Origin of the sequence: Pseudomonas sp. MWU13-2105 (assembly GCF_023242315.1) — a bacterium.
GTDB lineage: Bacteria > Pseudomonadota > Gammaproteobacteria > Pseudomonadales > Pseudomonadaceae > Aquipseudomonas.
This window is the reverse complement of sequence record NZ_JALLIY010000001.1, coordinates 30396-55682: the sequence shown is the minus strand read 5'-3', so window position 1 is coordinate 55682 and position 25287 is coordinate 30396. Positions and strand designations below refer to the sequence as shown.

Genomic DNA, 25287 nt, shown 5'->3' with positions numbered 1-25287 from the left:
GTTCGAGCCCAGTCATACCTGGAAATAAAAAAAGGTGCGGTCCTGGACAGGAACGCACCTTTTTTTGTTATCCGCCCGGGATCAGCTGCCGAGCACTTTCGTCGCCAACCAGAACAGACCGGCGGACAGGCCGATGGTCATTGGCAGGGTCAGCAGCCAGGCCAGCAGGATGGTCTTGATGGTGCTGCCTTGCAGGCCGCTCTTGCTGGCAATCATGGTCCCGGCCACACCCGATGACAGCACGTGGGTGGTCGAGACGGGCAGGGCGACGATATTCGCCAGGGCGATCAAGCCGGCGGTGGTGATTTGCGCCGACATGCCCTGGGCATAGGTCATGCCCTGTTTGCCGATTTTCTCGCCGATGGTCAGGACCACGCGCTTCCAACCGATCATGGTGCCCAGGCCCAGGGCCAGTGCTACCGCCATGATCACCCAGAACGGCGCGTATTCGGTGGTGGCGGTCAGGTCCTTGCGCAGTTTTTCCAGGTCGGCCTTTTCACGGGAGTCCAGGCCCGGCAACTTGCCGACTTGCTTGGCGGTGTCATCCAGGCAGAGCAGGTCGCGACGCACTTCAATGCGTTTTTCCGCGGACAGCGAATGATAGTCGGTCACGCCCGTGAGGTTGCTCATCAGCGCGTTGATGTTGGCTTCGGTCCGCTGCGGGTTGCAACGGAATTTGCCGGGCATATCGTCGGTGACGTTTTTACCCAGGGCGAGGAACTCGCTCAGGGTTGCGTTGTTACGCTGATAGAACTGGCTCAGGTGCAGGGTCGCGTCGCGGGTGCGTTCGATCTGATAAGTTGTGGTGCTCAGGTCGAGGACGAACTGCGCCGGAACGATACCGATCAGCACCAGCATGATCAGGCCGATACCTTTCTGGCCATCGTTGGAACCGTGCACGAAGCTCACGGCCATGGCGGACAGCACCAGCACCAGGCGGTTCCAGAACGGCGGGTGTTTCTTGTCGTCGATCTTGCGCCGTTGTTCCGGTGTCTTGTGCATCTTCGACAGCGGTCGCCACCATTTCAGGCCGACCAGTATCAGGCCTGCCACCAGCAAGCCGGCAATCGGCGAAAAGATCAGCGAGGCGCCGATGTCCACGGCTTTCTGCCAGTTCACCCCTTCGCTCACGGGAATCCCATTGAGCAGGGCATTGGCCAGGCCGACACCGAGGATCGAGCCGATCAGGGTATGGGAGCTGGAGGCCGGGATACCGAAGTACCAGGTGCCCAGGTTCCAGGCAATGGCCGCCGCAAGCAATGAAAACACCATGGCCAGGCCGTGTCCGGTGTTGACGTTGATCAGCAGCTCGACCGGCAGCAGGTGGACGATGGCGTAGGCGACGCCGACCCCGCCCAGCAGCACGCCGAGGAAGTTGAATACACCGGAAAAGAACACCGCCAGATGCGGCGGCATGGCTTTGGTGTAGATCACAGTGGCCACCGCGTTAGCGGTGTCATGAAAGCCGTTGATGAACTCGAAGCTGAGGACAAAGGCCAGGGCGAGCACCAGGCTCACAAGCACCCAGGCATCCAGTCCGCTGAATAAATCGATCATGAAGGTTTTCTGACCCGGTCATAAGGGGGCGCGATTATGCCAGAAAACTTTCAGGTGAGGGCCTGCCTGACGCCATTTGACCCGAGCGGCTGGTCAGCGCCGACGGTTGACACGCGGATGGCGTAAGTCTTGGCGTCCAGCGGGCCTGGTGTTGTCCGGATAGGAAAGACCAGGCGACGAAGGGCAGGGCCCGGCAAGGTTCAATAGCGATAAGCCTAAGGCTCTTCGGCCTTGAGTTCCTTTTCCATCTTTTGCAGTTCCTGGGTAAACGCCTGGTCCAGAAGACTGGCTCGTTTGCGCCAGGGTTTGCGTTCCGGATCGGGTTGTGCGGCGTAGGTGGTGACAGCCCCGCCGTAAACATCCTTGTAACGTTGTTCCTGGCGCTCAAGTTCCGCGCGCAGTTCGTCTTTCGTCACAGTACTACCTAATTTGAGTTGAGTGATTGTGTTCCATTAAACACAACCGCCCTGGCGAGACGTTCAATCCCGGGATTGAGCGCTGACAGTCGGAACCCCTGTCGGGCCAGACGGCCTTGAGGTCGTACAGGGAGTTATAGCGGTTGGTTTGACTGATACTATCGCGAAGATAAGGGAGTTCGTCAACTTTGTCGGTGAGTTTTGTGATGTAGGAGTTTTTAACTGTACTTTGAGGGCGGGCTAACCACCGCCTATTTTTTGGCGACAGTTATCAATTCAAGTTGCATTGCAATAAGCCCGATACTTGGAAATAGAATCCGGATGCGCTGAACAACGGCGGTTCAACTTATTGATCGCCGCGCTTTGCCATGATCCCAGGGGGGGTAAAAAAAACGGCCTCACTTCGTGGGTGAGGCCGAACCGGCGGAGCTCCCGGTGGGTACCTGACCAGTATCCCGGGAAATCCGCAGCGGCGCGCCCAAGGTATAAGCTGCGACGATCAGGGTCAATTGCGATTATCGGTCATTGGTTCGATAATCGCCCAAAGTCGAGCGGCCCCGGCTTGTCTATTCGCCCGGGCTCGGCTTGTAATGGGGCTCCACGGCAGACAAGGAATTTGTAATGAACGACCAATTGCGTGATGCCTTCGCCTCCGTGGCGCCGCCCATCGTGGCCTCGCCGGCCAAGCGTATCCAGGCGTTGACCGGCGACCCGGACTTCATGACGTCGCTGGCCCGTGGCCTGGCGGTGGTGCAGGCGTTCCAGGAGCGCAAGCGGCACCTGACCATTGCGCAGATCAGTCACCGCACGGAAATTCCCCGTGCGGCGGTGCGCCGTTGCCTGCATACCTTGATCAAGCTTGGCTATGCCACCACCGACGGCCGCACTTATTCGCTGCTGCCCAAGGTCCTGACGCTGGGCCACGCGTACCTGTCGTCCACGCCCCTGGCGGTGTCGGCGCAACCCTATCTCGACCGTATGAGCGAGCAACTGCACGAAGCCTGCAACATGGCGACCCTGGAGGGCGACGACATCCTCTATATCGCCCGTTCCGCCACCACCCGGCGGCTGATCTCGGTCGATCTCTCGGTGGGCGGCCGGTTGCCGGCCTATTGCACGTCCATGGGCCGAATCCTCTTGGCGGCGCTGGACGATGCGTCCTTGCACGAGTACCTCGAACACGCCGACTTGCACGCCAAGACCAGCCGGACGCTGCATACCCCGGAAGCCTTGCTCGAATGCCTGCAACAGGTTCGCCGGCAGGGTTGGTGCATTGTCGACCAGGAACTGGAGCAGGGCTTGCGCTCGATTGCGGTGCCGGTCTACGACGCCTCCGGGCAAGTGCTGGCGGCGCTGAACGTCAGTGCCCATGCCGGGCGTGTCAGTTGCAGCGAACTGGAGCAGCGTTTCCTGCCGAGCATGCTCAAGGCCAGTCGCGAGCTGAGCGCGCAGCTGTTTTCCTGAGTTGTGGTTCTGCTGGCAGGAGACCGCGTTATCGTTCATCGCGAGCAGGCTTGCTCGTATATTTCCGTGTCGCGCGCATAACCTGTAATCGACGCGAAACCTGTAGGCGCAAGCTTGCTCGCGATGCGGTTTGCCAGGCGCCGAATGACTTGGAGGGAAAACGATAGCCTACAAACAATTTGTTCGATTATCGAACGGTTAATCGATTATCGGATTGTTTGGCGGCCGACCCCCGGCTTACCCTGAGCTCATCACGGCGCTGAATCTCGCGCTGTCCCTCAGGTCTGTTGAAACCGGGAGTCTGCACCCATGGCTGAAATCCTTTCGCTGCATGACGCGGTGAAGCAGTTCGTCAACGACGGTGATACCGTCGCGCTCGAAGGCTTTACCCATCTGATTCCGACGGCGGCGGGTCATGAAATCATTCGTCAGGGTAGGAAAGACCTGACGCTGGTGCGCATGACCCCCGACTTGGTCTATGACCAGCTCATCGGCGCCGGTTGTGCCCGCAAGCTGATTTTTTCCTGGGGGGGAAACCCTGGCGTAGGTTCGTTGCACCGTCTGCGCGATGCCGTCGAGAAACACTGGCCACAGCCGCTGGAAATCGAAGAGCACAGCCATGCCGACCTGGCCAACGCCTATGTGGCCGGTGCCTCTGGCTTGCCGTTCGCAGTCCTGCGGGCCTACGCCGGTTCCGACCTGCCGAAGGTCAACCCGCTGATCAAGACGGTCACCTGTCCGTTCACCGGCGAAGTGCTGGCCGCCGTGCCTTCGGTACGCCCGGACGTCACCGTGATCCATGCGCAGAAAGCCGACCGCAAGGGCAATGTGCTGCTCTGGGGCATTCTCGGCGTGCAGAAGGAAGCGGCCTTGGCGGCGAAACGCTGCATTGTCACAGTCGAGGAAATCGTCGATGACCTGCAGGCGCCGATGAACGCCTGCGTCCTGCCGACCTGGGCCCTGAGCGCGGTTTGTCATGTCCCTGGTGGTGCCCATCCGTCCTACGCCCATGGCTATAACGAGCGCGATAACCGCTTCTACCAGGCCTGGGACCCGATTGCCCGCGACCGCGCGACCTTTACCGCCTGGATCGATGAGTACATCCATGGCACCGCGAACTTTGCCGAGTTCCAGCGCAAACTGGCCCACGCTTCGGAGGTTAAGTGATGACCTACACCACCAATGAAATGATGACGGTGGCCGCTGCCCGTCGGTTGAAGAACGGTTCGGTCTGCTTTGTCGGCATCGGCCTGCCCTCCAAGGCCGCCAACCTGGCACGGCTGACTTCTTCGCCGGACGTGGTACTGATCTACGAATCGGGCCCGATTGGCGCGAAGCCCAGTGTACTGCCGCTGTCCATCGGCGACGGCGAGTTGGCGGAAACCGCCGACACCGTGGTGCCGACCGGCGAGATCTTCCGCTACTGGCTGCAAGGCGGGCGCATCGATGTCGGTTTTCTCGGCGCGGCCCAGGTCGACCGTTTCGGCAATATCAACACCACCGTGGTCGGCGATTACTTCTCGCCCAAGGTTCGCCTGCCCGGTGCCGGTGGTGCCCCGGAAATCGCCGGTTCGGCGAAAAGCGTGCTGATCATCCTCAAACAGTCGGCGCGCTCCTTTGTCGACAAGCTGGACTTCATCACTTCGGTCGGTCACGGCGAAGGCGGCGACTCGCGCAAACGCTTGGGCTTGCCGGGTGCCGGTCCCGTGGGGATCATCACTGACCTGTGCGTCATGGAGCCGGAAGCCGGCAGCCACGAGTTCATTGTCACGGCGCTGCACCCGGGGGTGACCCGTGAGCAAGTGATCGCCGCCACCGGCTGGCCCGTGCGCTTCGCCGAACAGGTCGACAGCACGGCGGCGCCGACCGAGCTCGAGCTGAGCGCCTTGCGCGACCTCGAAGCCCGTACCGCCGCGGCCCACGGTCAAACCCCCGGAGAAGCATGATGCGCGACGTCTTTATCTGCGATGCCATTCGTACCCCCATCGGTCGCTTCGGTGGTGGCCTGTCCGGTGTGCGTGCCGACGATCTGGCGGCTGTGCCGATCAAGGCGCTGATGGAGCGTAATCCGTCGGTGAACTGGGACGCGGTCGACGAAGTGTTTCTCGGCTGCGCCAACCAGGCCGGCGAGGACAACCGCAACGTCGCGCGCATGGCGCTGTTGCTGGCGGGGTTGCCGGAGACGGTGCCCGGCGTGACCCTCAATCGCCTCTGCGCCTCGGGCATGGACGCGATCGGTACGGCGTTCCGCGCCATTGCCAGCGGCGAGATGGAGCTGGCGATTGCCGGCGGCGTCGAGTCCATGTCCCGTGCGCCCTTTGTGATGGGCAAGGCGGACGCGGCGTTCTCGCGCAACATGAAACTGGAAGACACCACCATCGGCTGGCGTTTTATCAACCCGCTGATGAAGGCCCAGTACGGTGTCGATGCGATGCCGCAGACCGCCGACAACGTCGCGGACGACTATCAGGTGTCCCGCGCCGACCAGGATGCTTTTGCCCTGCGCAGCCAGCAGCGCGCGGCTGCCGCCCAGGTCGCGGGTTTCTTCAGTGAAGAAATCGTGCCGGTACGTATCGCCCAGAAAAAAGGCGAAACCCTGGTCGAGCACGATGAACATCCACGGGCCGACACGACGCTGGAGACCCTCGCCAGGCTCAAGCCCGTCAACGGCCCGGACAAGACCGTGACCGCAGGGAATGCCTCTGGTGTCAACGATGGCGCCGCCGCACTGATCCTGGCCTCCGCCGAGGCCGTGAAGAAGCATGGCCTGACCGCCCGGGCCCGGGTGCTCGGCATGGCCAGTGCCGGAGTCGCGCCGCGGGTCATGGGGATCGGCCCGGTACCGGCGGTGCGCAAGTTGATCGAGCGCCTGGGACTGGCGGTCAGCGACTTCGACGTCATTGAACTGAACGAAGCCTTTGCCAGCCAGGGCCTAGCGGTACTGCGTGAACTGGGCATCGCCGACGATGCGCCGCAGGTCAACCCGAACGGTGGTGCCATAGCCCTCGGCCATCCTCTGGGTATGAGCGGCGCACGCCTGGTACTGACAGCGCTCCACCAGTTGGAAAAGACCGGCGGCAGCAAGGGCCTGGCGACCATGTGTGTCGGCGTCGGGCAGGGGCTGGCGCTGGCGATCGAGCGGATCTGAGATCCACGGGCAATAAAACAGGCGCCCGAATGATGGCCACGTACTGTCATTCGGGCGATTGTTCTTGCAAAGCAGGTCTGTTGCAAAGTATGTCTAAACTGCAACTTACCTCCTTCGAGTGATGAAATATGACAACAACAACGATGCCGTACACCCCCGAAGAACGTAACAAGAGGATTTTTGCGATTGTCGGTGCTTCTTCCGGCAATCTGGTCGAGTGGTTCGACTTCTACGTCTATGCCTTCTGCGCGATCTACTTCGCCCCGGCGTTTTTCCCCTCCGGCGACCCCACGGCGCAGTTGCTCAACACCGCCGGGGTATTCGCCGCCGGCTTTCTGATGCGGCCCATCGGTGGCTGGCTGTTCGGCCGCGTGGCGGACAAACATGGCCGCAAGAACTCGATGATGATCTCGGTGCTGATGATGTGCGGCGGCTCGCTCGTCATCGCCTTTTTGCCCACCTATGCGGCCATCGGGGCCTGGGCGCCGTTCCTGCTGCTGGTGGCGCGACTGTTCCAGGGCCTGTCGGTGGGCGGTGAATACGGCACCACCGCGACCTATATGAGTGAGGTGGCCCTGCGCGGCCAGCGCGGCTTCTTTGCTTCGTTCCAGTACGTGACCCTGATCGGCGGCCAGTTGCTGGCGGTGCTGGTACTGGTAATCCTGCAGCAGTTCCTCAGCGAGCCGGAGCTCAAGGCCTGGGGCTGGCGGATTCCGTTCGTGATCGGTGCCGTCGCGGCGCTGATCTCGCTGCTGCTGCGTCGCGCCCTGAAGGAAACCACCAGCAAGGAAACCCGCCAGGACAAGGACGCCGGTAGCATTCGGGCGTTGTTCCGCGATCACAAGGCCGCCTTTATCACGGTGCTCGGCTACACCGCCGGCGGCTCGCTGATTTTCTACACCTTCACCACGTACATGCAGAAGTACCTGGTGAACACCGCTGGCATGACGGCCAAGACCGCCAGTTTCATCATGACCGCCGTACTCTTCCTCTATATGTGCATGCAGCCGTTGTTCGGCCTGCTCTCGGATCGGATCGGCCGGCGTAACAGCATGCTCTGGTTCGGCGCCCTGGGGACCCTGTGCACCGTGCCGATCCTGCTGACCCTGAAGACCGTGACCAGTCCGTTCCTGGCCTTTGTGCTGATCACCCTGGCACTGGCGATCGTGAGTTTCTATACCTCCATCAGTGGCCTGGTCAAAGCCGAGATGTTCCCGGTCCAGGTGCGCGCATTGGGCGTGGGCCTGGCCTACGCGGTGGCGAATGCGCTCTTCGGCGGCTCGGCGGAATACGTGGCCCTGAACCTGAAGTCGGTGGGGATGGAAAACGTCTTCTACTGGTATGTGACGGCGATGATGGCCATCGCCTTCCTGTTCAGCCTGCGCCTGCCTAAAGAGGCGGCCTACCTGCACCACGATCATTGATCGGTTCGCGCGTCCTTGAGGGGCGCGCCTGACCGCTGCAACCAGCGGGCAATACATTGGTTTATTACTTGAAGGGGATGAACGTGGGTTTCGTACGACTTGCCGAAGGTGAACTGCATTACCAACTGGAGGGTCCGCCAGGGGCTCCGGTACTGGTGCTGTCCAACTCGCTGGGGACCGATCTGGGGATGTGGGATACCCAGATGCCGGCGTTTACCGAGCACTTTCGGGTTTTGCGTTACGACACCCGCGGCCATGGCCGTTCGCTGGTGACGCCGGGGCCTTACAGCATCGAGCAATTGGGCCGTGACGTCCTGGCGTTGCTCGATGCGCTGGATATTGATCGGGCGCATTTCTGTGGCCTGTCCATGGGCGGTCTGATCGGCCAGTGGCTGGGCATCAATGCCGGCCAGCGCCTGTACCGGCTGATTGTCTGCAACACGGCGGCGAAGATCGGCGATGCGGCCGGCTGGAATCCGCGGATCGAGGCCGTCTCGACGGGCGGCCAGGCGGCGATGCTGGCCTTGCGCGATGGGGCGGTTTCACGCTGGTTCACCGCGGAGTTCGCCGCGGCGCACGCGGATCGGGTCAAGCCGATTACCGAGATGCTCGCCGCCACTTCGCCTGAGGGTTATGCGGCCAACTGCTGTGCGGTGCGCGATGCGGATTTCCGCGATCAGCTGGCGCGGATTCAGCTGCCGCTGCTGGTGATTTCCGGCAGCGAGGATGCGGTGACACCGCCTTCGGGCGGCCTCTTTATCCAGCAGCACGTCGAGGGCGCCGAATACGCCGAGTTCCATGCCGCGCACTTGTCCAATGTGCAGGCCGGCGATGGGTTCAGCCAGCGGGTGCTGGACTTTCTGTCCGCCGGCAGGTGAGAGCGTTCGAGCGAAACCCTTCTCTTTTAGATGAAAATTTCGCGTCGGCCTGAACGCCACTCGGCTGTTGTGCTCTGATGATTGCCATGGCTCTTCTGCCATGGCTTTGATCCGGACCTGACCAATCTCATGAAGTTGTTTGCCACACTGCTGTCGGGGTTCGTGCTTGCCACGAGCCTTGCCGGTTGCATCGGTCCGCCGATGCCCCTGACACCACAAACCGAACAAGCCCTGCGCTCGCAGCCGCCGATCCGTTTTCTGCTGAGTTTCGATGACGGTCCCAACGCCTCGAGTTTCTGGAACCCGACGGCATCGGTGCTCGACGACCTGGCCCACAACCCGATTCAACCGGGGATCAAGGCGATATTTTTCGTCCAGACCCGCGCACCCAGGGCCGGCAACAGCGACATCGGCCGGGCGCTGATGCGTCGCGAGCATGCCGAGGGGCATATCCTCGGCTTTCATACCGCGACCCACTGGCACACCAATCACCGTTCCTTGAGCCCGCAAGAGCTGGAGCAGTCGCTCAACGATGGCAGTGCGGACATTGCGGCGATCACCGGCGCGCCGCCGACGATCCTGCGTCCGCCGTTCTGGAACTACGACAAGCGCACCTTCGCCGCCTACCAGCGGCATGGCTTGCATGTGTTGCTGACCGATCTGAGTGCCAATGACGGCAAGGTCTGGGGCATCACCGCCAGCCCGCAGCGGCGGGCCAACCTGCTCAAGCACCTGGCCGAAGTCCGCGAGCAGATCGCCCGTGGCGAAATGCCGGTGGTCGATGGTGTGATCCCGGTGGTGGTGACCTTCCACGACCTCAATCGCTACACCGCCAGGCATATGCAGGAATACCTGCAGATCCTGATGGACTGCGCCCGGGACACAGGCGTGCGGACCGCCGAGCAACCCTTCTACACGGATCGCCCGGCCTTGTTGCGAGCCATCATGGCGCGCACGGTACATGACAGCGCGGTGCCGGTGCACCTGCCCGGATTCTGGAACTGGTGGTGGGACGGTGACTCTCACTAGGCTGTTGGAGGCCTACAGCAACGAAATCGGGTAGCTGATGATCAGGCGGTTTTCGTCGAATTCGTTGCTGTTGAACGTCTTGCGCAGACTGGAGTTGCGCCAGCGCAGGCTCAGGTCACGGAATGTGCCGCTCTGGATGGTGTAGGCCAGTTCGGACTCGCGTCCCCACTCCTTGCCGTTGCTGATGGTCCCGGTGTGCACATTGTCGCCGCTGATATAGCGGTTCATCAGGGTCAGTCCCGGCACTCCGAGGGCAGCGAAGTTGTAGTCGTGGCGCAACTGCCAGGACTTCTCCTGGGCGTTGTCGTAGCTGTTGTTGTAGCTGTCGTTGGCCAGGGTGCCGCCGCTGGTGCCGTTGACGCGCATCCAGGCGCTGTTACCGGTGAGTTTCTGCAAGCCGACATAGAAGGTGTTGCCACCGTACTTGGCCGAGAACAGCCCGGACCAGGTCTTGTTCTCCAGTTCGCCGGCCTTGGCGCTACCGTCGTCCTTGCCGTAGAAAAAGCCCAGGTTGGCGCCCAGGGTCCAATCGCCCAGCGGCTGGCTATGCAGCAGATTGAGGTACTGCTGGCTGTAGATGTCCTTGAGCTGGGCATTCCACACTCCGATCATCGTGCGATTGTCATTGAAGCTGTATTCGCCGCCCTGGAAGTTGAAGCGGTCGGAAGTAATGCCCGGCTTACCGTTCATGAACATGGCGGTCATGCTCGAGTCGTTGCGTGGGCTGTTGTCCTGGAACTGGCCGCCGTAAAGCGTCAGGCCAGAGATTTCCTTCGAGGTGATCTGGCCGCCACGAAAGGTCTGCGGCAGCGAGCGGCCGTCGTCCGAGCGCAGGATCGGCAACACCGGCATCCATTCGCCGACCTTCAGTTCCGTCTTCGAAATCCGCGCCTTGAGGGCTACGTCCAGGCGTCCGAAGTCGCTGGCCGGGCGCCCGTTGCCGTCCAGTGGCAATAACTGTGTACCGCCGGTGCCTTTGCCGCCGTCGAGCTTCTGCGAGTAGGTACCGAGCACATCGGCACCGAATCCCACGGTGCCCTGGGTGAAACCGGATCGGGCATCGAGGATGAAACTCTGTGTCCATTCCTCGGCCTTGCCTTGGGCGAAGGCCGGGTTGGTGAAGTTGCGGTTTATGTAGAAGTTACGCAGGTTCAGGTTGGCCTGGGCATCCTCGACGAAGCCATGCTCCTCGGCCATTGCCGACAGGCTGGCGCTGGCCATGGCGATGGCCAGCAAGGTATGGGAGAAAAGCTTGCTCGTGTTCAGTGGCTTCATGGATCGGTCTCTCTAATTGTTAGGGGTGCAGCAGGACGCCGCCGCAACCGGTGGTGGCAGACAAGCGCTTCGAACGGCGAACGGGGGGTGTGATCAGTCGCTGGGGGCGGGGTATCGAGACATGGCGGACGAACCTGTTGTTATGGCTATGGGGCTGTGCGGGGGATGGTGCGGGGAATTAACCAGGTAGTTCAATTGAGGTTTGTGGGTTCTGGGCGATTATCGAACGAAACAGTTCGGGCATAAAAAACCCGCCGGCGGCGGGTTTTCATCTTGCGTGAAAGGTCTCAGCCCTTCGGTGGTGTCTCGTCGATCGGACGAGCCTGAGCGCTTTGCTCGTACCAGCCACCGCCGAGGGCCTTGTACAGGTTGACCTCGCTGGTGAGCTGCGACAGGCGATCGCTGATCAACGATTGCTGGGCACTGAACAACGAGCGCTGGGCATCGAGGAAGGTCAGGTTGCTGTCGACACCGATGCGATAGCGCCGCTCGGCCAGGCGGTAGTAGTCCTGGTTGGCGGCGACCAGGTCGCGTTGGGCCTGCAACTGCTGGTTGAAGGTCTGGCGTGCCGCCAGGCCATCGGAGACTTCCTGGAAGCCGGTCTGGATGGCTTTCTCGTAGTTGGCGACGCTGATGTCTTTCTGGATTTTCGAGTAATCCAGGCTGGCTTTCAGGCTCCCGGCGTTGAAGATCGGAATGTTGATGCTCGGCGCGAACGACCAGGTCCCCGAACCGCCCTTGAACAGGCCGCCCATGTCCGGGCTCAAGGTCCCGGCATTGGCGGTCAGGCTGATGCTCGGGAAGAACGCCGCACGGGCGGCACCGATATTGGCGTTGGCCGCCAACAACTGGTGCTCGGCGCCGAGAATATCCGGACGCCGTTGCAACAGCTCGGATGGCAGGCCGGCCGGCATCTCGCTGAGCAGCTTGGCCGACAGCGGTTGGGCCGCCGGCAGGTTGGCCGGCAAACCACTACCGAGCAGCAATATCAGGCTGTTCTGGTCTTCGGCCACCTGGCGGGTGAACTGCGCCAGTTTGACCCGCGCACCTTCCACCGAGGTCCGCGACTGGCTCAGGTCCAGGGCGGAAGCCACCCCGACTTCATTGCTGCGGGCGGTCAGCTTGTAGCTTTCCTCGTAGGCCGCCAGGGTGTCCTGGGTCAGCTTGAGCAGTTCCTTGTCGGCCTGCCAGGTCAGGTAGGCGTTGGCCACACTGGCCACCAGACTGATCTGGGTGGTGCGGCGTGCTTCTTCGCTGGCGAAATAGGTCTGCAACGCTTTTTCGCTGAGGCTGCGGACACGGCCGAACAGGTCCAGCTCATAGGCACTGACGCCGAGGGTCGCCGAGTACTGGCCATTGATCGTTGCCTTGCCGGTACTCGAAACGTTGGCCGGCACCCGTTGCCGACTGCCGCTGCCAGTGGCGCTGACCGCCGGGAACAGGTCCGCGCGCTGGATCTGGTACTGGGCGCGGTAGGCGTCGATGTTCAGCGCCGCGACCCGCAGGTCGCGGTTGTTTTCCAGGGCCACCTGGATCAGCTGTTGCAGCGCCGGGTCGTTGAAGAACTGGCGCCAGCCCTGTTCGGCGGCCGCGACATTCGCCGCCTGGGCCGGCGAGTAGGCCGGTCCTTGCGGGTACTGTGCCGCTACCGGCGCGGCAGGGCGCTGGTAGTCGGGGATCAACGAGCAACCGCTGAGCACGAAGGCCGCGACCGCTACACTGAGAAGGGACTTGCTCATTGGCCAGCCTCGTTGCTTGGAGTTTCAGTAGTGTCTGACTGCTTGTGCTTCTTCTCGCCGCCGATGGACGACACCGACACGAAGAACAGCGGGACCCAGAAGATCGCCAGAATCGTCGCGGTGATCATACCGCCAATCACGCCTGTACCGATGGCGTGCTGGCTACCCGAACCGGCACCGGTGGAAATCGCCAGCGGCACCACGCCGAGGATGAACGCCAGGGAGGTCATGATGATCGGACGCAGACGCATCCGGCAAGCCTCGACGGCGGCATCGATCAGGCTTCGACCCTGCTCATGCAGTTCCTTGGCGAACTCGACGATCAGGATGGCGTTTTTCGCCGCCAGGCCGATGGTAGTCAGCAAGCCCACCTGGAAGTACACGTCATTGGACAGCCCGCGGAAGGTCGTTGCCAACAGCGCACCGATGATCCCCAGCGGTACCACCAGGACCACGGCGATTGGAATCGACCAGCTCTCGTACAGCGCGGCAAGGCACAGGAACACCATCAGCAGCGACAGGGCGAACAGCGCCGGCGCCTGGGAACCGGAGAGCTTCTCCTCGTACGACAGGCCGGTCCAGGAAATCCCGACGCCGGCCGGCAGTTTCGCGGCAATCGCTTCGACTTCCGCCAGGGCCTGGCCGGTACTGTAGCCAGGTGCCGGGGCACCGAGGATCTCGACGGCGGCGACGCCGTTGAAACGCGACAGTTTCGGCGAACCGTAGACCCACTCGCCCTTGGCGAACGCGGAGAACGGCACCATGACTCCGCTGCTGTTACGCACGTACCATTTCTGCAGGTCTTCGGGGCTCATCCGCGAACTCGGCTTGCCCTGCACGAACACCTTCTTCACCCGACCACGGTCGATGAAGTCGTTGACGTAGCTGGCCCCCAGGGCAATCGACAAGCTGTTGTTGATGTCCGAGAGGGACAGGCCCAGGGCACTGGCGCGCTCGTCGTCGATGCTCAGTTGGTACTGAGGTTCGTCGTTCAGACCGTTTGGACGCACCTGGGCGAGCACCTTGCTCTGCGCGGCCATGCCGAGGAACTGGTTACGCGCGGCCATCAGCTTGTCGTGACCGATACCGGCCTTGTCTTGCAGATAGACGTCGAAACCGATGGCGTTACCCAACTCCAATACGGCCGGCGGGGCGAAGGCAAACACCATCGCATCGCGGAACGAGAAGAAGTGCTGCTGCGCACGGGCGGCAAGGCTGAACACGGTGTTTTGGCTGGAGCGCTCATGCCATGGCTTGAGCATGATGAAGCCCAGGCCCGAGCTCTGGCCATTACCGGCGAAGTTGAAGCCGTTCACGGTAAACACCGAGGCCACGGTGTCGGATTCCTTGGTCAGCAGATACTCACGCATTTCATTGAGTACCGCCTGGGTCCGCTCGGCACTGGAGCCCGATGGCGTCTGTACCTGGGCGAACAGTACGCCCTGGTCTTCTTCCGGGAGGAACGAGGTCGGAATGCGCATGAACAACCAGATCATGCCGGCAAAGATGATCACGTAGACCAGCAGGTACGGCGCCTTGTGGCGCAGGATGCTGCCGACGGTGCGCTCGTAGCCGCGCACGCTACGGTCGAAGTTGCGGTTGAACCAGCCGAAGAAGCCGCGTTTGGCCGTGCCGTGGTCACCCTTGGCGATCGGCTTGAGCATGGTCGCGCACAGCGCCGGGGTGAAGATCAGGGCAACCATCACCGACAGGGCCATGGCCGAGACGATGGTGATCGAGAACTGCTTGTAGATCACCCCGGTGGAACCGGCGAAGAACGCCATGGGCAGCAATACCGCCGAGAGCACGAGGGCGATACCCACCAGTGCGCCCTGGATCTGGCCCATGGATTTCTTGGTGGCCTCCTTGGGTGACAGGCCTTCCTCGCTCATGACCCGTTCGACGTTTTCCACCACGACGATGGCATCGTCCACCAGCAAGCCGATGGCCAGTACCATACCGAACATGGTCAGGGTGTTGATGCTGAAACCGGCGGCGGCGAGGATCCCGAAGGTCCCGAGCAATACCACCGGTACGGTCATGGTGGTGATGATGGTGGCGCGGAAGTTCTGCAGGAACAGGAACATCACCAGGAACACCAGCACGATTGCCTCGACCAGGGTTTCAACCACGCCCTTGATCGATTCGGTCACCACCGGGGTGGTGTCGTACGGGTAGACCACTTGCATGCCCGGCGGGAAGAACGGCTCCAGCGTGGCGATGGTCTGGCGCAAGGCCTTGGCGGTGTCCAGGGCGTTGGCGCCGGCAGCGAGTTTCACTGCCAGGCCGGAGGCCGGCTTGCCGTTGTACTGCGCGTTGATACTGTAGTTTTCGCCGCCGAGGGCGACATCGGCGACATCCCCCAGGCGCACTTGCGAGCCGTCCTGGTTGACCTTCAGCAGGATCGCCTTGAACTGTTCGGCGGTCTGCAGGCGGGTCTTGCCGATGATGGTGGCATTCAACTGTTGGCCGGGCATGGCCGGCAGCCCACCGAGTTGCCCGGAGGCGACCTGGACGTTCTGCGCGGCGATGGCGGTTTTCACGTCCACCGGGGTCAGCTTGAAGTTGTTCAGCTTGGCCGGGTCGAGCCAGATACGCATCGCATACTGGGCACCGAACACCTGGAAGTCACCGACACCGGTGGTCCGCGAGATCGGGTCCTGCATGTTGGAAACGATGTAGTTGGCCAGGTCGTCGCGGTTCATGCTGCCGTCTGTCGAGACAACACCAATCACCATCAGGAAGTTCTTCACCGACTTGGTCACGCGAATACCCTGCTGCTGCACTTCTTGCGGCAGCAGCGGGGTGGCCAGGTTCAGTTTGTTCTGGACCTGGACCTGGGCGGTATCGGGGCTGGTGCCCTGATTGAAGGTCGCGGTAATGGTCATGCTGCCGTCGGAGTTACTCGACGACTCGATATAACGCAGGTTGTCGATACCGTTGAGCTGCTGCTCGATCACCTGGACCACGGTGTCCTGCACGGTCTGCGCCGAAGCGCCCGGGTAGGTCACGGCAATCGCGATGGCCGGCGGGGCAATGGCCGGGTATTGGTTGATCGGCAACTTGAGGATCGATAGAGCCCCGACCAACATGATCACCAGGGCGATAACCCAGGCGAAAATCGGGCGGTCGATAAAAAATTTCGACATGGTTTACTCCCCTTTGCTGCCTGCGGCTTTATCTGTGGCCGGGGCAGGTGCCGGGTTGGCTGCCTTCACGTTAGTGGCTTCGCTGGCCTTGACTTCAACGCCAGGACGGACGAACTGGAGACCTTCGGTAATCACGCGATCGCCGGCTTTCAGGCCGTCTTCGATCAACCATTGGTTGCCGACGGTGCGGCTGGCCTTGAGCTGACGCAGTTCGACCTTGTTGTCCGGGCCGACGACCATCGCGGTCGGGCTGCCTTTCAGATCACGGGTCACGCCTTGTTGCGGGGCGAGAATCGCCGCGCTGTTCACTCCGGCCTGCAGCCGGGCATGCACGAACATACCAGGCAGCAGGGTGTGATCCGGGTTCGGGAACACCGCGCGCAGGGTCACGGAGCCGGTGGTTTCGTCTACTGTGACTTCGGAGAACTCCAGCTTGCCGTCCTGCTTGTACTGGCTGCCGTCTTCCAGGGTCAGCTTGACCGAGGCGGCATTGTCGCCGGCTTTCTGCAGGCGCCCGCTTTCCAGCTCGCGCCGCAGTTGCAGCAGCTCGGCGGTGGATTGCGTAACGTCGACGTAGATCGGGTCGAGTTGCGAAATCGTCGCCATGGCAGTGGTCTGGCCACTGCTGACCAGCGCGCCTTCGGTCACCGAAGAACGACCGATGCGTCCGGACAATGGGGCGTAGACCTTGGTGTAGCGCACGTTGATCTGGGCGCTTTGCAGGGCCGCTTCCGATTGCAGGCGATTGGCCACGGCGGTGTCGTATTCCTGACGGCTGACGGCCTGTTCATTGACCAGCTGCTTGTAGCGATCGGCAATCGACTTGGTCGATTGCAGGTTCGCTTCGGCGCTTTTCAAGGTCGCCTCATAGACCGACGGGTCGATCTGATACAGCTGCTGGCCGGCTTTGACATCGCCGCCTTCCTTGAACAGACGCTTGAGAATGATGCCATTGACCTGTGGACGGACTTCCGCGATGCGGTAGGCCGTGGTGCGACCGGGCAGGTCGGAGGTCAGGGTAAAGGCCTGGGTTTGCAGGGTAACGACGCCGACCTGAGGCGCGGGAGGGGCGGCTGGCGCAGCAGCCTTTTCCTCTTTACATCCGCTGAGCAGCGATGCCAGGGCGACGGCAGTGACCAGAGCGGTAACAGCTGGCTTGAGTTGCATGAAGATCCTCGGGTCAGGCGCGCACGATGCGCACAAGAAAAGTGGAAGGGTAAGAAGGGTGATCCGGGTGGATAAATAGGTTGCTAATGAATATACTTACATTCATGGTTGTTTGTAAATACTTGCGCTTTGCGCAGAAATAGTTACAAAGCATGTAATTCAGCCCGGGAAAAGGCACAACGATCGCCTCCCGTCATTAAGTCCTGATGAAGCCCGGCATTGCTCCGTGGCACCCTGATTGAGGTTTTACTGCCATGGTCCGTCGCACCAAAGAAGAAGCTCAGGAGACCCGGAGACAGATACTCGAAGCTGCCGAAAAAGCCTTCTATGAGCGTGGTGTGGCGCGTACGACCCTGGCCGATATCGCAACCCTGGCGGGGGTGACCCGGGGGGCCATCTATTGGCATTTCAGCAACAAGGCCGAACTGGTCCAGGCGATGCTGGACAGCCTCCACGAACCCTTGGATGCGTTGGCCCGGGCGAGCGAGAGCGAAGAGGAAAGCGATCCGCTGGGCTGTATGCGCACGTTGCTGATTCATGTGCTTCGTCAGGTTGCGATGGACCCCCAGACCCGGCGAATCAATGAAATTCTGTTTCATAAGTGCGAGTTCACCGATGAAATGTGTGACCTGCGCCGTCAGCGCCAGGCCGCCAGTGTGGACTGCAATCTGAAGATCGGTCTGACCCTGCGCAATGCCGTTGCCCGCGGGCAATTGCCGGGAGATCTCGACCCGCCCCGCGCCGCCATCGCCATACACGCGTATATCCATGGGATCATTGCTCAATGGCTGCTGGTCTCCGACAGCTTTGAACTGCAATCGGAAGCGGAACGTCTGGTCGATACCGGGCTGGATATGCTGCGCTTGAGTCCCGGCCTGCGCAATTAAGTCAAAATGCGTAATTGATTCTAGTTGTATCAGGGTCGGACGCGAGTAGAGTTGACGCGTCGTGTCGACGGACAGCAGCGGGCTATTATCTACCCGAGCGCGCTATCTTGGTAGTTAGTAAGCTACGTATTTTGTAGCGAATGTGTTGCGAGTTTGTGAATGAGTGTGCCCGATTTGTTGCACAAGGGTTCCGAGCAGCCGCTCAAGGGCATTGCCCTGATCGGCCTGGCGGTGCTGATGTTTGCCAGTCACGATGCCTTGTCCAAGTACCTGTCCGGGTTCTATCCCATTGTCATGGTGGTTTGGGCGCGCTACGTGGTGCACACCTTTCTGATGCTGGTGATCTTTGTCCCCCGCAGCGGCTTCTCCGCCGTGGTCCGGACCAAACGGCCAGGCCTGCAATTGTTGCGGGCGTTGTGCCTGATCGGTACCAGCCTGTTTTTCACCACGGGACTGCGCTACATCCCCTTGGCCGAAGCCACGGCGGTCAACTTTCTCGCGCCCTTGCTGGTGACGGCCTTGTCCGTGCCACTGCTGGGTGAACGGGTCGGTCGCGGTCAGTGGGCGGCGGTGATTGCCGGTTTTGTCGGCGTGCTGATCGTGGTGCGTCCCGGTGGTGCCCTGTTCACCCCGGCGATAGCCCTGCCACTGTGTTCGGCGTTGTGCTTTGGCTTCTATCAATTGCTGACGCGGATGCTCAGTGGCGTCGACAGCCCGACCACCAGCAACTTTCTCACGGGTATTCTCAATAGCCTGATCATGACGGCTTTACTGCCGTTTTTCTGGAGTACCCCCACCTGGGGGCATGGGCTGTTCATGCTCGGCCTGGGCACCTGCGGCATGCTCGGCCACATGCTGTTGACCCAGGCGTTCCGACATGCGGCGCCAGCGATGCTGGCACCGTTCAGCTACGGGCAAATTCTCTTCGCGGGGATGTACGGCTATCTGGTCTTCGATCACATGCCGGATGCATTCGGCGTAGCGGGCATTTCGGTGATCTGCCTCAGTGGGCTCGCAGTGGCCTGGGGCCAGCGCAAGCGCTGAGAACCGGGCTGTTGGCGAGATTGGCGTTTCTCTTGGCAATGGCTGATCCAGCTCTTGGACGCAATGGTCATTTGCTGTGCCTGCTGCTCCCGCTCAACTCATGCTGAACTTGACGTTGTAGCTGTAGGGCGGTGCCTTGAGGGTTTTGCTCAAGCGTGCCCTGCAGGACGCTTGGCGTTCACCGATGGACTCGGCCTTCCTGATCCAGATGGGCAGGTAGTTCGGGCGCTGGGTGTGGGCGAAGCGTTCCTGCAGCCTGTGTTGGGCGACAAATCGGCACTTGCGCGGCCCGGCGCCGTAGATGAACCAGGCCCTCGGACCGTCCAGTACCAGTTCACGGCTCTCGCCGCTGGCAATGTTGAAACTTGACGGCGAAGCACCCGCCAAGTCGAGGCCGGTACCGAGGAGTTCGAGGGCCTCGGGGGAGTTGTTGCTGATTTCGATGGACGTGATTATTTTGGATAAGCCCGGTTTTGCCGGATCGGGTTCTGACGCACCAGAGCCGAAGTGCTCGGTGCCAGGGCTGCCCGTGGCGAAGGCGGTCAGTGAAATCAGGCCCGAGAGCATGGCGCAGAACAGGGCGAGGCTGATGGACTGCAAGAGGGGAGTCATCGGATTAATTCCTTTTAATGAGGTCTTTGAGGCAGCGTCATCCCATGACCCTGCGCGCCTGGCCGATTCCGACCCGGCATTGGGTAAGTATGGGGTTTGTTCCCGGAAATACGCGGAGCAAAGGGCAGTTCCGTGTGTAGGCTTATTCCTCAATATAGGTGGGTCGTATCAATAAGGCGGCGAGTTGAAGGCGCTTGCCTTGCCATCGTCCACGAAAAAGCCCCGACGCTTGCGGGCCGGGGCTTCTGCTGGCGGGTCTTGCCGGGTGCGGCTTACAGCGTCGGGTAGTCGATGTAGCCGACCGGGCCTTTGCCGTAGAAGGTTTCCGGGTGCGCCGGGTTCAACGGCGCATCGCTCTTCAGGCGGGCTGGCAGGTCCGGGTTGGCGATAAACGGCACACCGAAGGCCACCGCATCGGCCTTGCCGCTGGCCAGCCAGGCGTTGGCGCTGTCCTTGGTGAAACGTTCGTTGGCGATGTAAGGGCCGCCGAATGCCTCCTTCAGTTGTGGGCCGAGGCTGTCGTCGGCCTCTTTCTCGCGGGAGCAGATAAACGCGATACCGCGCTTGCCCAGTTCACGGGCGACGTAGGTGAAGGTCTCCGAGAGGTTCTCGTCACCCATGTCATGGGAGTCGGCGCGTGGCGCCAGGTGCATGCCGACGCGGCCGGCGCCCCAGACTTCGATCACCGCATCGGTCACTTCGAGCAGCAGGCGCGCACGGTTTTCCAGGGAGCCACCGTAGTTGTCGGTGCGCTGGTTGGTGCTGCTTTGCAGGAACTGGTCGAGCAGGTAGCCGTTGGCGCCGTGGATTTCCACGCCGTCGAAGCCGGCGGCCTTGGCGTTTTCCGCACCGACGCGGTAGGCATCGACGATGTCGGCGATTTCAGCGGTTTCCAGGGCGCGCGGGGTCGGGTAGTCCGACAGCGGGCGCACCAGGCTGACATGGCCCTTGGGTTGGATGGCACTCGGCGCGACCGGCAGTTCGCCGTTCAGGTACGAGGGGTGGGATACACGACCCACGTGCCACAGTTGCAGGAAAATCCGTCCGCCCGCCGCGTGGACGGCCTTGGTCACGTTGGCCCAGCCACGGACCTGGTCGTTGGACCAGATACCCGGGGTGTCCGGGTAGCCGACGCCCATCGGGGTCACGGAGGTGGCTTCGCTGAGGATCAGGCCGGCGGAGGCGCGCTGTACGTAGTACTCCGCCATCAGGGCGTTGGGTACACGGCCTTCATCGGCGCGGCAGCGGGTCAGCGGAGCCATGATGATGCGGTTCGGCAGTTGCAGGTCGCCGAGTTTGATCGAATCGAAAATAGTTGCCATGTGTACAAGCCTCGTGGGTAACAGTTGATAGCAGCAGTCAGTGGGTAGCGGGAGCGAGTTCGTCGTTGTCGTTCTGGCGAAAGGTGATCAGGGTCACCAGCAGTGCGAGGACCGCCAGTGCCGCGGCGGCCAGGGGCACGCTGGTGAGGCCGAAGCCGTGGGCGATGACGCTGCCGCCGACCCAGGCACCAAGGGCGTTGCCGACGTTGAAGGCGCCGATGTTCAGGGTCGAGACCAGGTTGGGCGCGGCCTGGCCGTAGGTCACCACGTTGATCTGCAGCGCCGGCACGGCGGCGAAGCAGGCCGTGGCCCAGAGGAACAGGGTGAGTTCGGCGGGGATCAGCAGCAGGCTGCTCCAGGTCAGCACGGTGGCCAGCACGGCCATGGCGATGAACACGCCGATCAGGGTCGCGGCGAGGTTCTTGTCCGCCAGCTTGCCGCCGATGATGTTGCCGACGGTCAGGCCCAGGCCCATCAGCACCAGGGTCCAGGTCACGCCCCGTGGCGAGACGCCGGTAACTTCGCCGAGCAGCGGTGCGATGTAGGTGAACAGGGCGAACACGGCGGCGGCGAACAGTGCGGTCATGCTCAGGGACAGCCAGAGTCCGGCGCCCTTGAGCGCGGCCAGTTCGGCGCGCATATCGAGTGTTTCCTCGTCGCGTTTGGCCGGCAGGTAACGGATCAGGCCGATCAGCGCGATCACACCGATCACGGTCACCGCCCAGAAGGTCGAGCGCCAGCCGGCCTGTTGGCCCAGCGCGGTGCCCAGCGGTACGCCGAGCACGTTGGCGAGGGTCAGACCGGTGAACATCAGGGCCACCGCCGAAGCACGCTTGTCCGGGGCCACCAGGTTGGCCGCCACCACCGAACCGATACCGAAGAAGGCACCGTGGCACAGGGCGGTGATGATCCGGGCGAACATCAGCACGTTGTAATCACTGGCGATGGCACAGAGCAGGTTGCCGACGATAAAGATCCCCATCAGCGCGACCAGGGCTACCTTGCGCGGTAGCCGCGCGGTGGCCATGGCCATGAACGGTGCGCCGATCGCCACGCCCAGGGCGTAGCCGGTCACCAGCCAGCCGGCGCCGGGAATCGACACCCCGAGGTCCGCCGCCACGTCGGGCAACAGGCCCATGATGACGAACTCGGTGGTGCCGATGGCGAAAGCGCTCAGGGCCAGGATGAGTAACGAAAGGGGCATCTTGTACCGTCCTTATTAGAGCTCTTGGCTCATGATGCGGAGGAACTCCTGGATGGTTTCCTCGTTGCGTTTGAAGAAGTGCCATTGGCCGGATTTCTGGCTGGTGATCAACCCGGCGCGCTGCAGGGTCGCCAGGTGCGCGGACACAGTGGATTGCGACAGACCGCAGCGCTGGTCGATCTGTCCGGCGCAGATGCCGTACTCATGGTTGTGGTACTGCTCGGGGAACTGGTTTTTCGGGTCTTTCAGCCAGCTGAGAATGTCTCGGCGTACTGGGTGTGCCAGCGCTTTTATTATTTCGTCGAGGTCAAGGGGCATGGTCGTTGCTCAGGGTGGGTAAAACGTTATATCGCGATGGAGCGAAATATATATCGGTATTTCGCGATACACCAATATGATTTTGATCTGATCTCAGCGTTGTTCGCTATATCGGGTTATAACGATATAGGCTGGCGGGGTGCTAAGCTGTCGCTCATGAATTATCTCGCACACCTGCATCTGGGCGGTCAGCGCCCGGAACAACTGCTCGGCAGCCTTTATGGCGACTTCGTCAAAGGTCGCGTGCAAGGGCAATTCACGCCATCGATCGAGGCGGCGATTCAGCTGCATCGTCACATCGATGTGTTTACCGATCGGCATCCCTTGGTGGGGCAGGCCTTGTCGCGGTTTTCCCAGACGCGGCGACGTTATGCCGGGATTGTCCTGGATGTGTTTTTCGACCACTGCCTGGCACGGGATTGGGCGCTCTATGCCGAGGGCGAGTTGGACAGCTTTACCGCCCAGGTCTATCGCGTGCTGGAGAGCGAGCGCAACCTGCCGGGGCGCCTGGCCGAGATCGCGCCCTATATGGCGGCCAATGACTGGCTGGGTTCCTACCGCGATTTCGAGGTGCTGGGGCCGGTGTTGCGGGGGATTTCGCGGCGCTTGTCGCGTCCCGAGGAGTTGGTGCACGCGATGCGCGAGCTGGAAGGGCTGTATGAGCCGCTGAGCGAGGACTTTCGGCTGTTCTACCCCGAGCTGCAGGCGTTTTCCCACGCTCATATCCTGAATGCACGCGATCCCCTGTAGGGAGCCGGCTTGCCGGCGATGGCGATTTTTCAAGCGACTACGATGTCGACTATCAGATAGCTATCGCCAGCAAGCTGGCTCCTACAGGTTACGCGGTGTTCGAGTATTCCAGTCGAGTGCGGGCGAACGCGTTGATCAGGCCGCCTCGGCCTGGCGCGGTACCGAACGCTTCACTTCCACCACCTCGCCGAACAACGCCATCTGCACCGCCTGCTGCGCCTGGAAGGCCAGTGCCGCACGTTCCTGGCCGTTGCAGGCGATCGGTTCGAGTATCTGGATTTCCACGTCGCCCTGGTCGTTGGAAAACAGGCGCATCAGGTGCGAGAGCAAATCGTCGTCGCCAATGAACGGGGCCAGCAGGTCGGGCTTGCCGTCGCGCAGATAACGAATGGCCACCGGTTGCAGCGCCACGTCCGCATCGATCGCCGCCGACAGCAGGCGACCATGGAAGGTGCGCAGCGAACGACCGTCAGTGGTGGTGCCTTCCGGAAACATCAGCAGTGGGTGCTCTTGCTCCAGATGACGGGTCATCTGCTTGCGGATCAGTTGGCTGTCCCCCGAACCGCGGCGAATGAACAGGCTGCCGGCTTTCGCGGCCAGCCAACCGGCTACCGGCCAGGTGCGTACTTCGGCCTTGGACAGGAAGGACAGCGGAGTCAAGCCGCCGAGCAAGGCGATATCGGTCCAGGACACGTGGTTGCTGACCCACAGCATCGGCTGGCTCGGCAGCTCGCCGCGCACGGTGACGCGAAAGGGCAGGGCATTGCTCAGGCGCGCCATGAAAAAGCGCGACCAGCGTTGCCGCCGGACCATGGAGTTGGCGATCTTCAGGCGTTCGAACACGCCGAAGATGCTGGCCATGCTCAGGCCGAGCGCCACCACCAGCAGCACCCGGGCTATCCGGGCGTAAACCCGTAGGCGGCTCATCAGACTGCCGCCTTGAAGTGCCGAGCGTAGCGCGGGCACAACTCGTCGCGCTTGAGCAGGATAAACACGTCGGCCACCTGGAAATCCTCATCCCAGCACGGCTCGCCGCAGATCTTCGCGCCCAGGCGCATATAGGCCTTGAGCAGCGGGGGCATTTCGGCGATGACGTTGCCGGGAATATCCAGTGACGGCAGCGGTTTTTTCGGTTCGGCGCGCAAGTGCTCGGTGCACAGGTAACGTTCGCGCAGGCGTTGCATGATCGCCTGGGCCTGGATCCCACCGTCCTGCATGGAGATGCTGGCGCAGCCCATCAGGTAGCTGTAGCCGCCTTCATTGAGGACTTCGGCCAGTTCGCCCCAGAGCACGGCGATGGTGCCGCCGTTGCGGTAGGCCGGATCGACGCAGGTACGGCCGATTTCCAGGATCGGCCCTTGCAGATGACCCAGGCCGTGCAGGCTGAATTCTTCTTCGCTGTAGTAGCGGCCCAGGGTGTTGGCGGCCTTGTGGTCGAGCAGGCGGGTGGTGGCCACCAGGCGGCCGCTGTTCAGGTCGCGCACGCCGATATGGGCGCAGTGCACATCATAATCATCCATGTCCAGGCCCAGTTCAGCGCCCTTGAGCTTGGCATTGAATTCGCCGCTGAAGACGTTGAAGCGCAAGGCCTGGGCTTCTTGCAATGCCGCGGCGCCCAGCAGGCGTTCGGCTTGCAGGCGGCGTTCACTGCCGGTGTCGCTGATGCGGGCGATCTGGGTCATTACGAGTCTCCGGTTGCCGGCCAGGGGTGCGGCCAGTCGACTTTGTTGTGCAAAGTCAGGCTATTTAGCCCCGGTGTCATCGCCATGAAGCTTTGGTGATGCTTATATGACAGGGGGCTCGGGAGCGGACACTCAAGGTGTTGATATCTTGAATACGCCACAAAACCTCTAGGAGCAGGGCTTGCTCCGGGCGGCGTTCCGACGAAGCTTTTGGCGTTCTCA

Annotated in this window: 22 protein-coding genes; 10 read left to right on the top strand and 12 right to left on the bottom strand. The window is 61.8% G+C overall.

Going from position 1 to position 25287, the window contains the following annotated elements:
- Window positions 1-81: 81 nt before the first annotated feature.
- Window positions 82-1557 (bottom strand): inorganic phosphate transporter, encoded by a 1476-nt coding sequence (locus M5B96_RS00270; RefSeq protein ID WP_248794526.1) that lies wholly within the window; start codon window positions 1555-1557, stop codon window positions 82-84.
- 215 nt (window positions 1558-1772) lie between these two features.
- Window positions 1773-1973 (bottom strand): hypothetical protein, encoded by a 201-nt coding sequence (locus M5B96_RS00265; protein ID WP_040064907.1) that lies wholly within the window; start codon window positions 1971-1973, stop codon window positions 1773-1775.
- Between the two features lie 621 nt (window positions 1974-2594).
- Here M5B96_RS00265 and pcaR point away from each other — a divergent pair.
- The 7 genes from pcaR (at window position 2595) to M5B96_RS00230 (ending at window position 9916) form a co-directional block, all read left to right on the top strand.
- Complete coding sequence (pcaR, locus tag M5B96_RS00260) at window positions 2595-3437, top strand: pca regulon transcriptional regulator PcaR (RefSeq protein ID WP_248794525.1); 843 nt, start codon at window positions 2595-2597, stop codon at window positions 3435-3437.
- A gap of 309 nt (window positions 3438-3746) precedes the next feature.
- Window positions 3747-4604, top strand: coding sequence for a CoA transferase subunit A (locus M5B96_RS00255; protein ID WP_248794524.1), 858 nt, complete (start codon window positions 3747-3749; stop codon window positions 4602-4604).
- Window positions 4601-5383: a CoA-transferase subunit beta gene (locus tag M5B96_RS00250; RefSeq protein ID WP_248794523.1), complete on the top strand. Its 783-nt coding sequence runs from the start codon at window positions 4601-4603 to the stop codon at window positions 5381-5383. Before M5B96_RS00255 ends, M5B96_RS00250 begins: the two co-directional genes overlap by 4 nt.
- On the top strand, window positions 5380-6585 hold the full coding sequence (gene pcaF / locus M5B96_RS00245; RefSeq protein ID WP_248794522.1) for a 3-oxoadipyl-CoA thiolase: 1206 nt from the start codon (window positions 5380-5382) through the stop codon (window positions 6583-6585). The genes M5B96_RS00250 and pcaF overlap by 4 nt, the downstream gene beginning before the upstream one ends.
- A gap of 128 nt (window positions 6586-6713) precedes the next feature.
- Window positions 6714-8009: an MFS family transporter gene (locus M5B96_RS00240; protein ID WP_248794521.1), complete on the top strand. Its 1296-nt coding sequence runs from the start codon at window positions 6714-6716 to the stop codon at window positions 8007-8009.
- An 83-nt stretch (window positions 8010-8092) separates the two neighbouring features.
- Window positions 8093-8887, top strand: coding sequence for a 3-oxoadipate enol-lactonase (pcaD, locus tag M5B96_RS00235; RefSeq protein WP_248794520.1), 795 nt, complete (start codon window positions 8093-8095; stop codon window positions 8885-8887).
- Window positions 8888-9016: 129 nt separating this feature from the next.
- Entirely contained in the window at window positions 9017-9916 is a 900-nt protein-coding gene (locus M5B96_RS00230; protein ID WP_248794519.1) for a polysaccharide deacetylase family protein, read from the top strand.
- Window positions 9917-9928: 12 nt separating this feature from the next.
- Here M5B96_RS00230 and M5B96_RS00225 read toward each other — a convergent pair whose 3' ends face one another.
- The 4 genes from M5B96_RS00225 to M5B96_RS00210 form a co-directional block, all read right to left on the bottom strand.
- Window positions 9929-11191, bottom strand: a complete 1263-nt coding sequence (locus tag M5B96_RS00225) for an OprD family porin (RefSeq protein ID WP_248794518.1) — start codon at window positions 11189-11191, stop codon at window positions 9929-9931.
- A gap of 287 nt (window positions 11192-11478) precedes the next feature.
- Entirely contained in the window at window positions 11479-12930 is a 1452-nt protein-coding gene (gene adeC, locus M5B96_RS00220) for an AdeC/AdeK/OprM family multidrug efflux complex outer membrane factor (RefSeq protein ID WP_248794517.1), read from the bottom strand.
- A complete protein-coding gene (locus M5B96_RS00215) occupies window positions 12927-16079 on the bottom strand; it encodes an efflux RND transporter permease subunit (RefSeq protein ID WP_248794516.1) in 3153 nt (1050 codons plus the stop codon). The genes adeC and M5B96_RS00215 overlap by 4 nt, the downstream gene beginning before the upstream one ends.
- 3 nt (window positions 16080-16082) lie before the next feature.
- Window positions 16083-17246: an efflux RND transporter periplasmic adaptor subunit gene (locus M5B96_RS00210; protein ID WP_248794515.1), complete on the bottom strand. Its 1164-nt coding sequence runs from the start codon at window positions 17244-17246 to the stop codon at window positions 16083-16085.
- A 254-nt stretch (window positions 17247-17500) separates the two neighbouring features.
- Between M5B96_RS00210 and M5B96_RS00205 the strand changes: the two genes are divergently transcribed.
- Window positions 17501-18133, top strand: coding sequence for a TetR family transcriptional regulator (locus tag M5B96_RS00205; RefSeq protein WP_248794514.1), 633 nt, complete (start codon window positions 17501-17503; stop codon window positions 18131-18133).
- Window positions 18134-18292: 159 nt separating this feature from the next.
- The gene (locus M5B96_RS00200; RefSeq protein WP_248794513.1) at window positions 18293-19177 is read left to right on the top strand and encodes a DMT family transporter; all 885 of its coding nucleotides are present in this window, start codon (window positions 18293-18295) and stop codon (window positions 19175-19177) included.
- Between the two features lie 93 nt (window positions 19178-19270).
- On the opposite strand, the gene M5B96_RS00195 is transcribed toward M5B96_RS00200, so the two are convergent.
- The 4 genes from M5B96_RS00195 to M5B96_RS00180 all read right to left on the bottom strand — a co-directional run bounded on the left by M5B96_RS00195 (window position 19271) and on the right by M5B96_RS00180 (window position 22633).
- Window positions 19271-19789 carry a DUF4523 domain-containing protein gene (locus M5B96_RS00195; protein WP_248794512.1) on the bottom strand — a complete coding sequence of 173 codons (519 nt, stop codon included), beginning with the start codon at window positions 19787-19789 and terminating at the stop codon, window positions 19271-19273.
- A 272-nt stretch (window positions 19790-20061) separates the two neighbouring features.
- On the bottom strand, window positions 20062-21111 hold the full coding sequence (locus tag M5B96_RS00190; RefSeq protein WP_248794511.1) for an alkene reductase: 1050 nt from the start codon (window positions 21109-21111) through the stop codon (window positions 20062-20064).
- Between the two features lie 37 nt (window positions 21112-21148).
- A complete protein-coding gene (locus tag M5B96_RS00185) occupies window positions 21149-22315 on the bottom strand; it encodes an MFS transporter (protein ID WP_248794510.1) in 1167 nt (388 codons plus the stop codon).
- A gap of 15 nt (window positions 22316-22330) precedes the next feature.
- Window positions 22331-22633, bottom strand: a complete 303-nt coding sequence (locus M5B96_RS00180) for an ArsR/SmtB family transcription factor (RefSeq protein ID WP_248794509.1) — start codon at window positions 22631-22633, stop codon at window positions 22331-22333.
- Window positions 22634-22789: 156 nt separating this feature from the next.
- Between M5B96_RS00180 and M5B96_RS00175 the strand changes: the two genes are divergently transcribed.
- Window positions 22790-23383: an ACP phosphodiesterase gene (locus M5B96_RS00175; RefSeq protein ID WP_248794508.1), complete on the top strand. Its 594-nt coding sequence runs from the start codon at window positions 22790-22792 to the stop codon at window positions 23381-23383.
- A 135-nt stretch (window positions 23384-23518) separates the two neighbouring features.
- On the opposite strand, the gene M5B96_RS00170 is transcribed toward M5B96_RS00175, so the two are convergent.
- The gene (locus M5B96_RS00170; protein WP_248794507.1) at window positions 23519-24310 is read right to left on the bottom strand and encodes a lysophospholipid acyltransferase family protein; all 792 of its coding nucleotides are present in this window, start codon (window positions 24308-24310) and stop codon (window positions 23519-23521) included.
- Complete coding sequence (gene olsB / locus M5B96_RS00165) at window positions 24310-25065, bottom strand: L-ornithine N(alpha)-acyltransferase (protein ID WP_248794506.1); 756 nt, start codon at window positions 25063-25065, stop codon at window positions 24310-24312. Before olsB ends, M5B96_RS00170 begins: the two co-directional genes overlap by 1 nt.
- Window positions 25066-25287 lie beyond the last annotated feature (222 nt).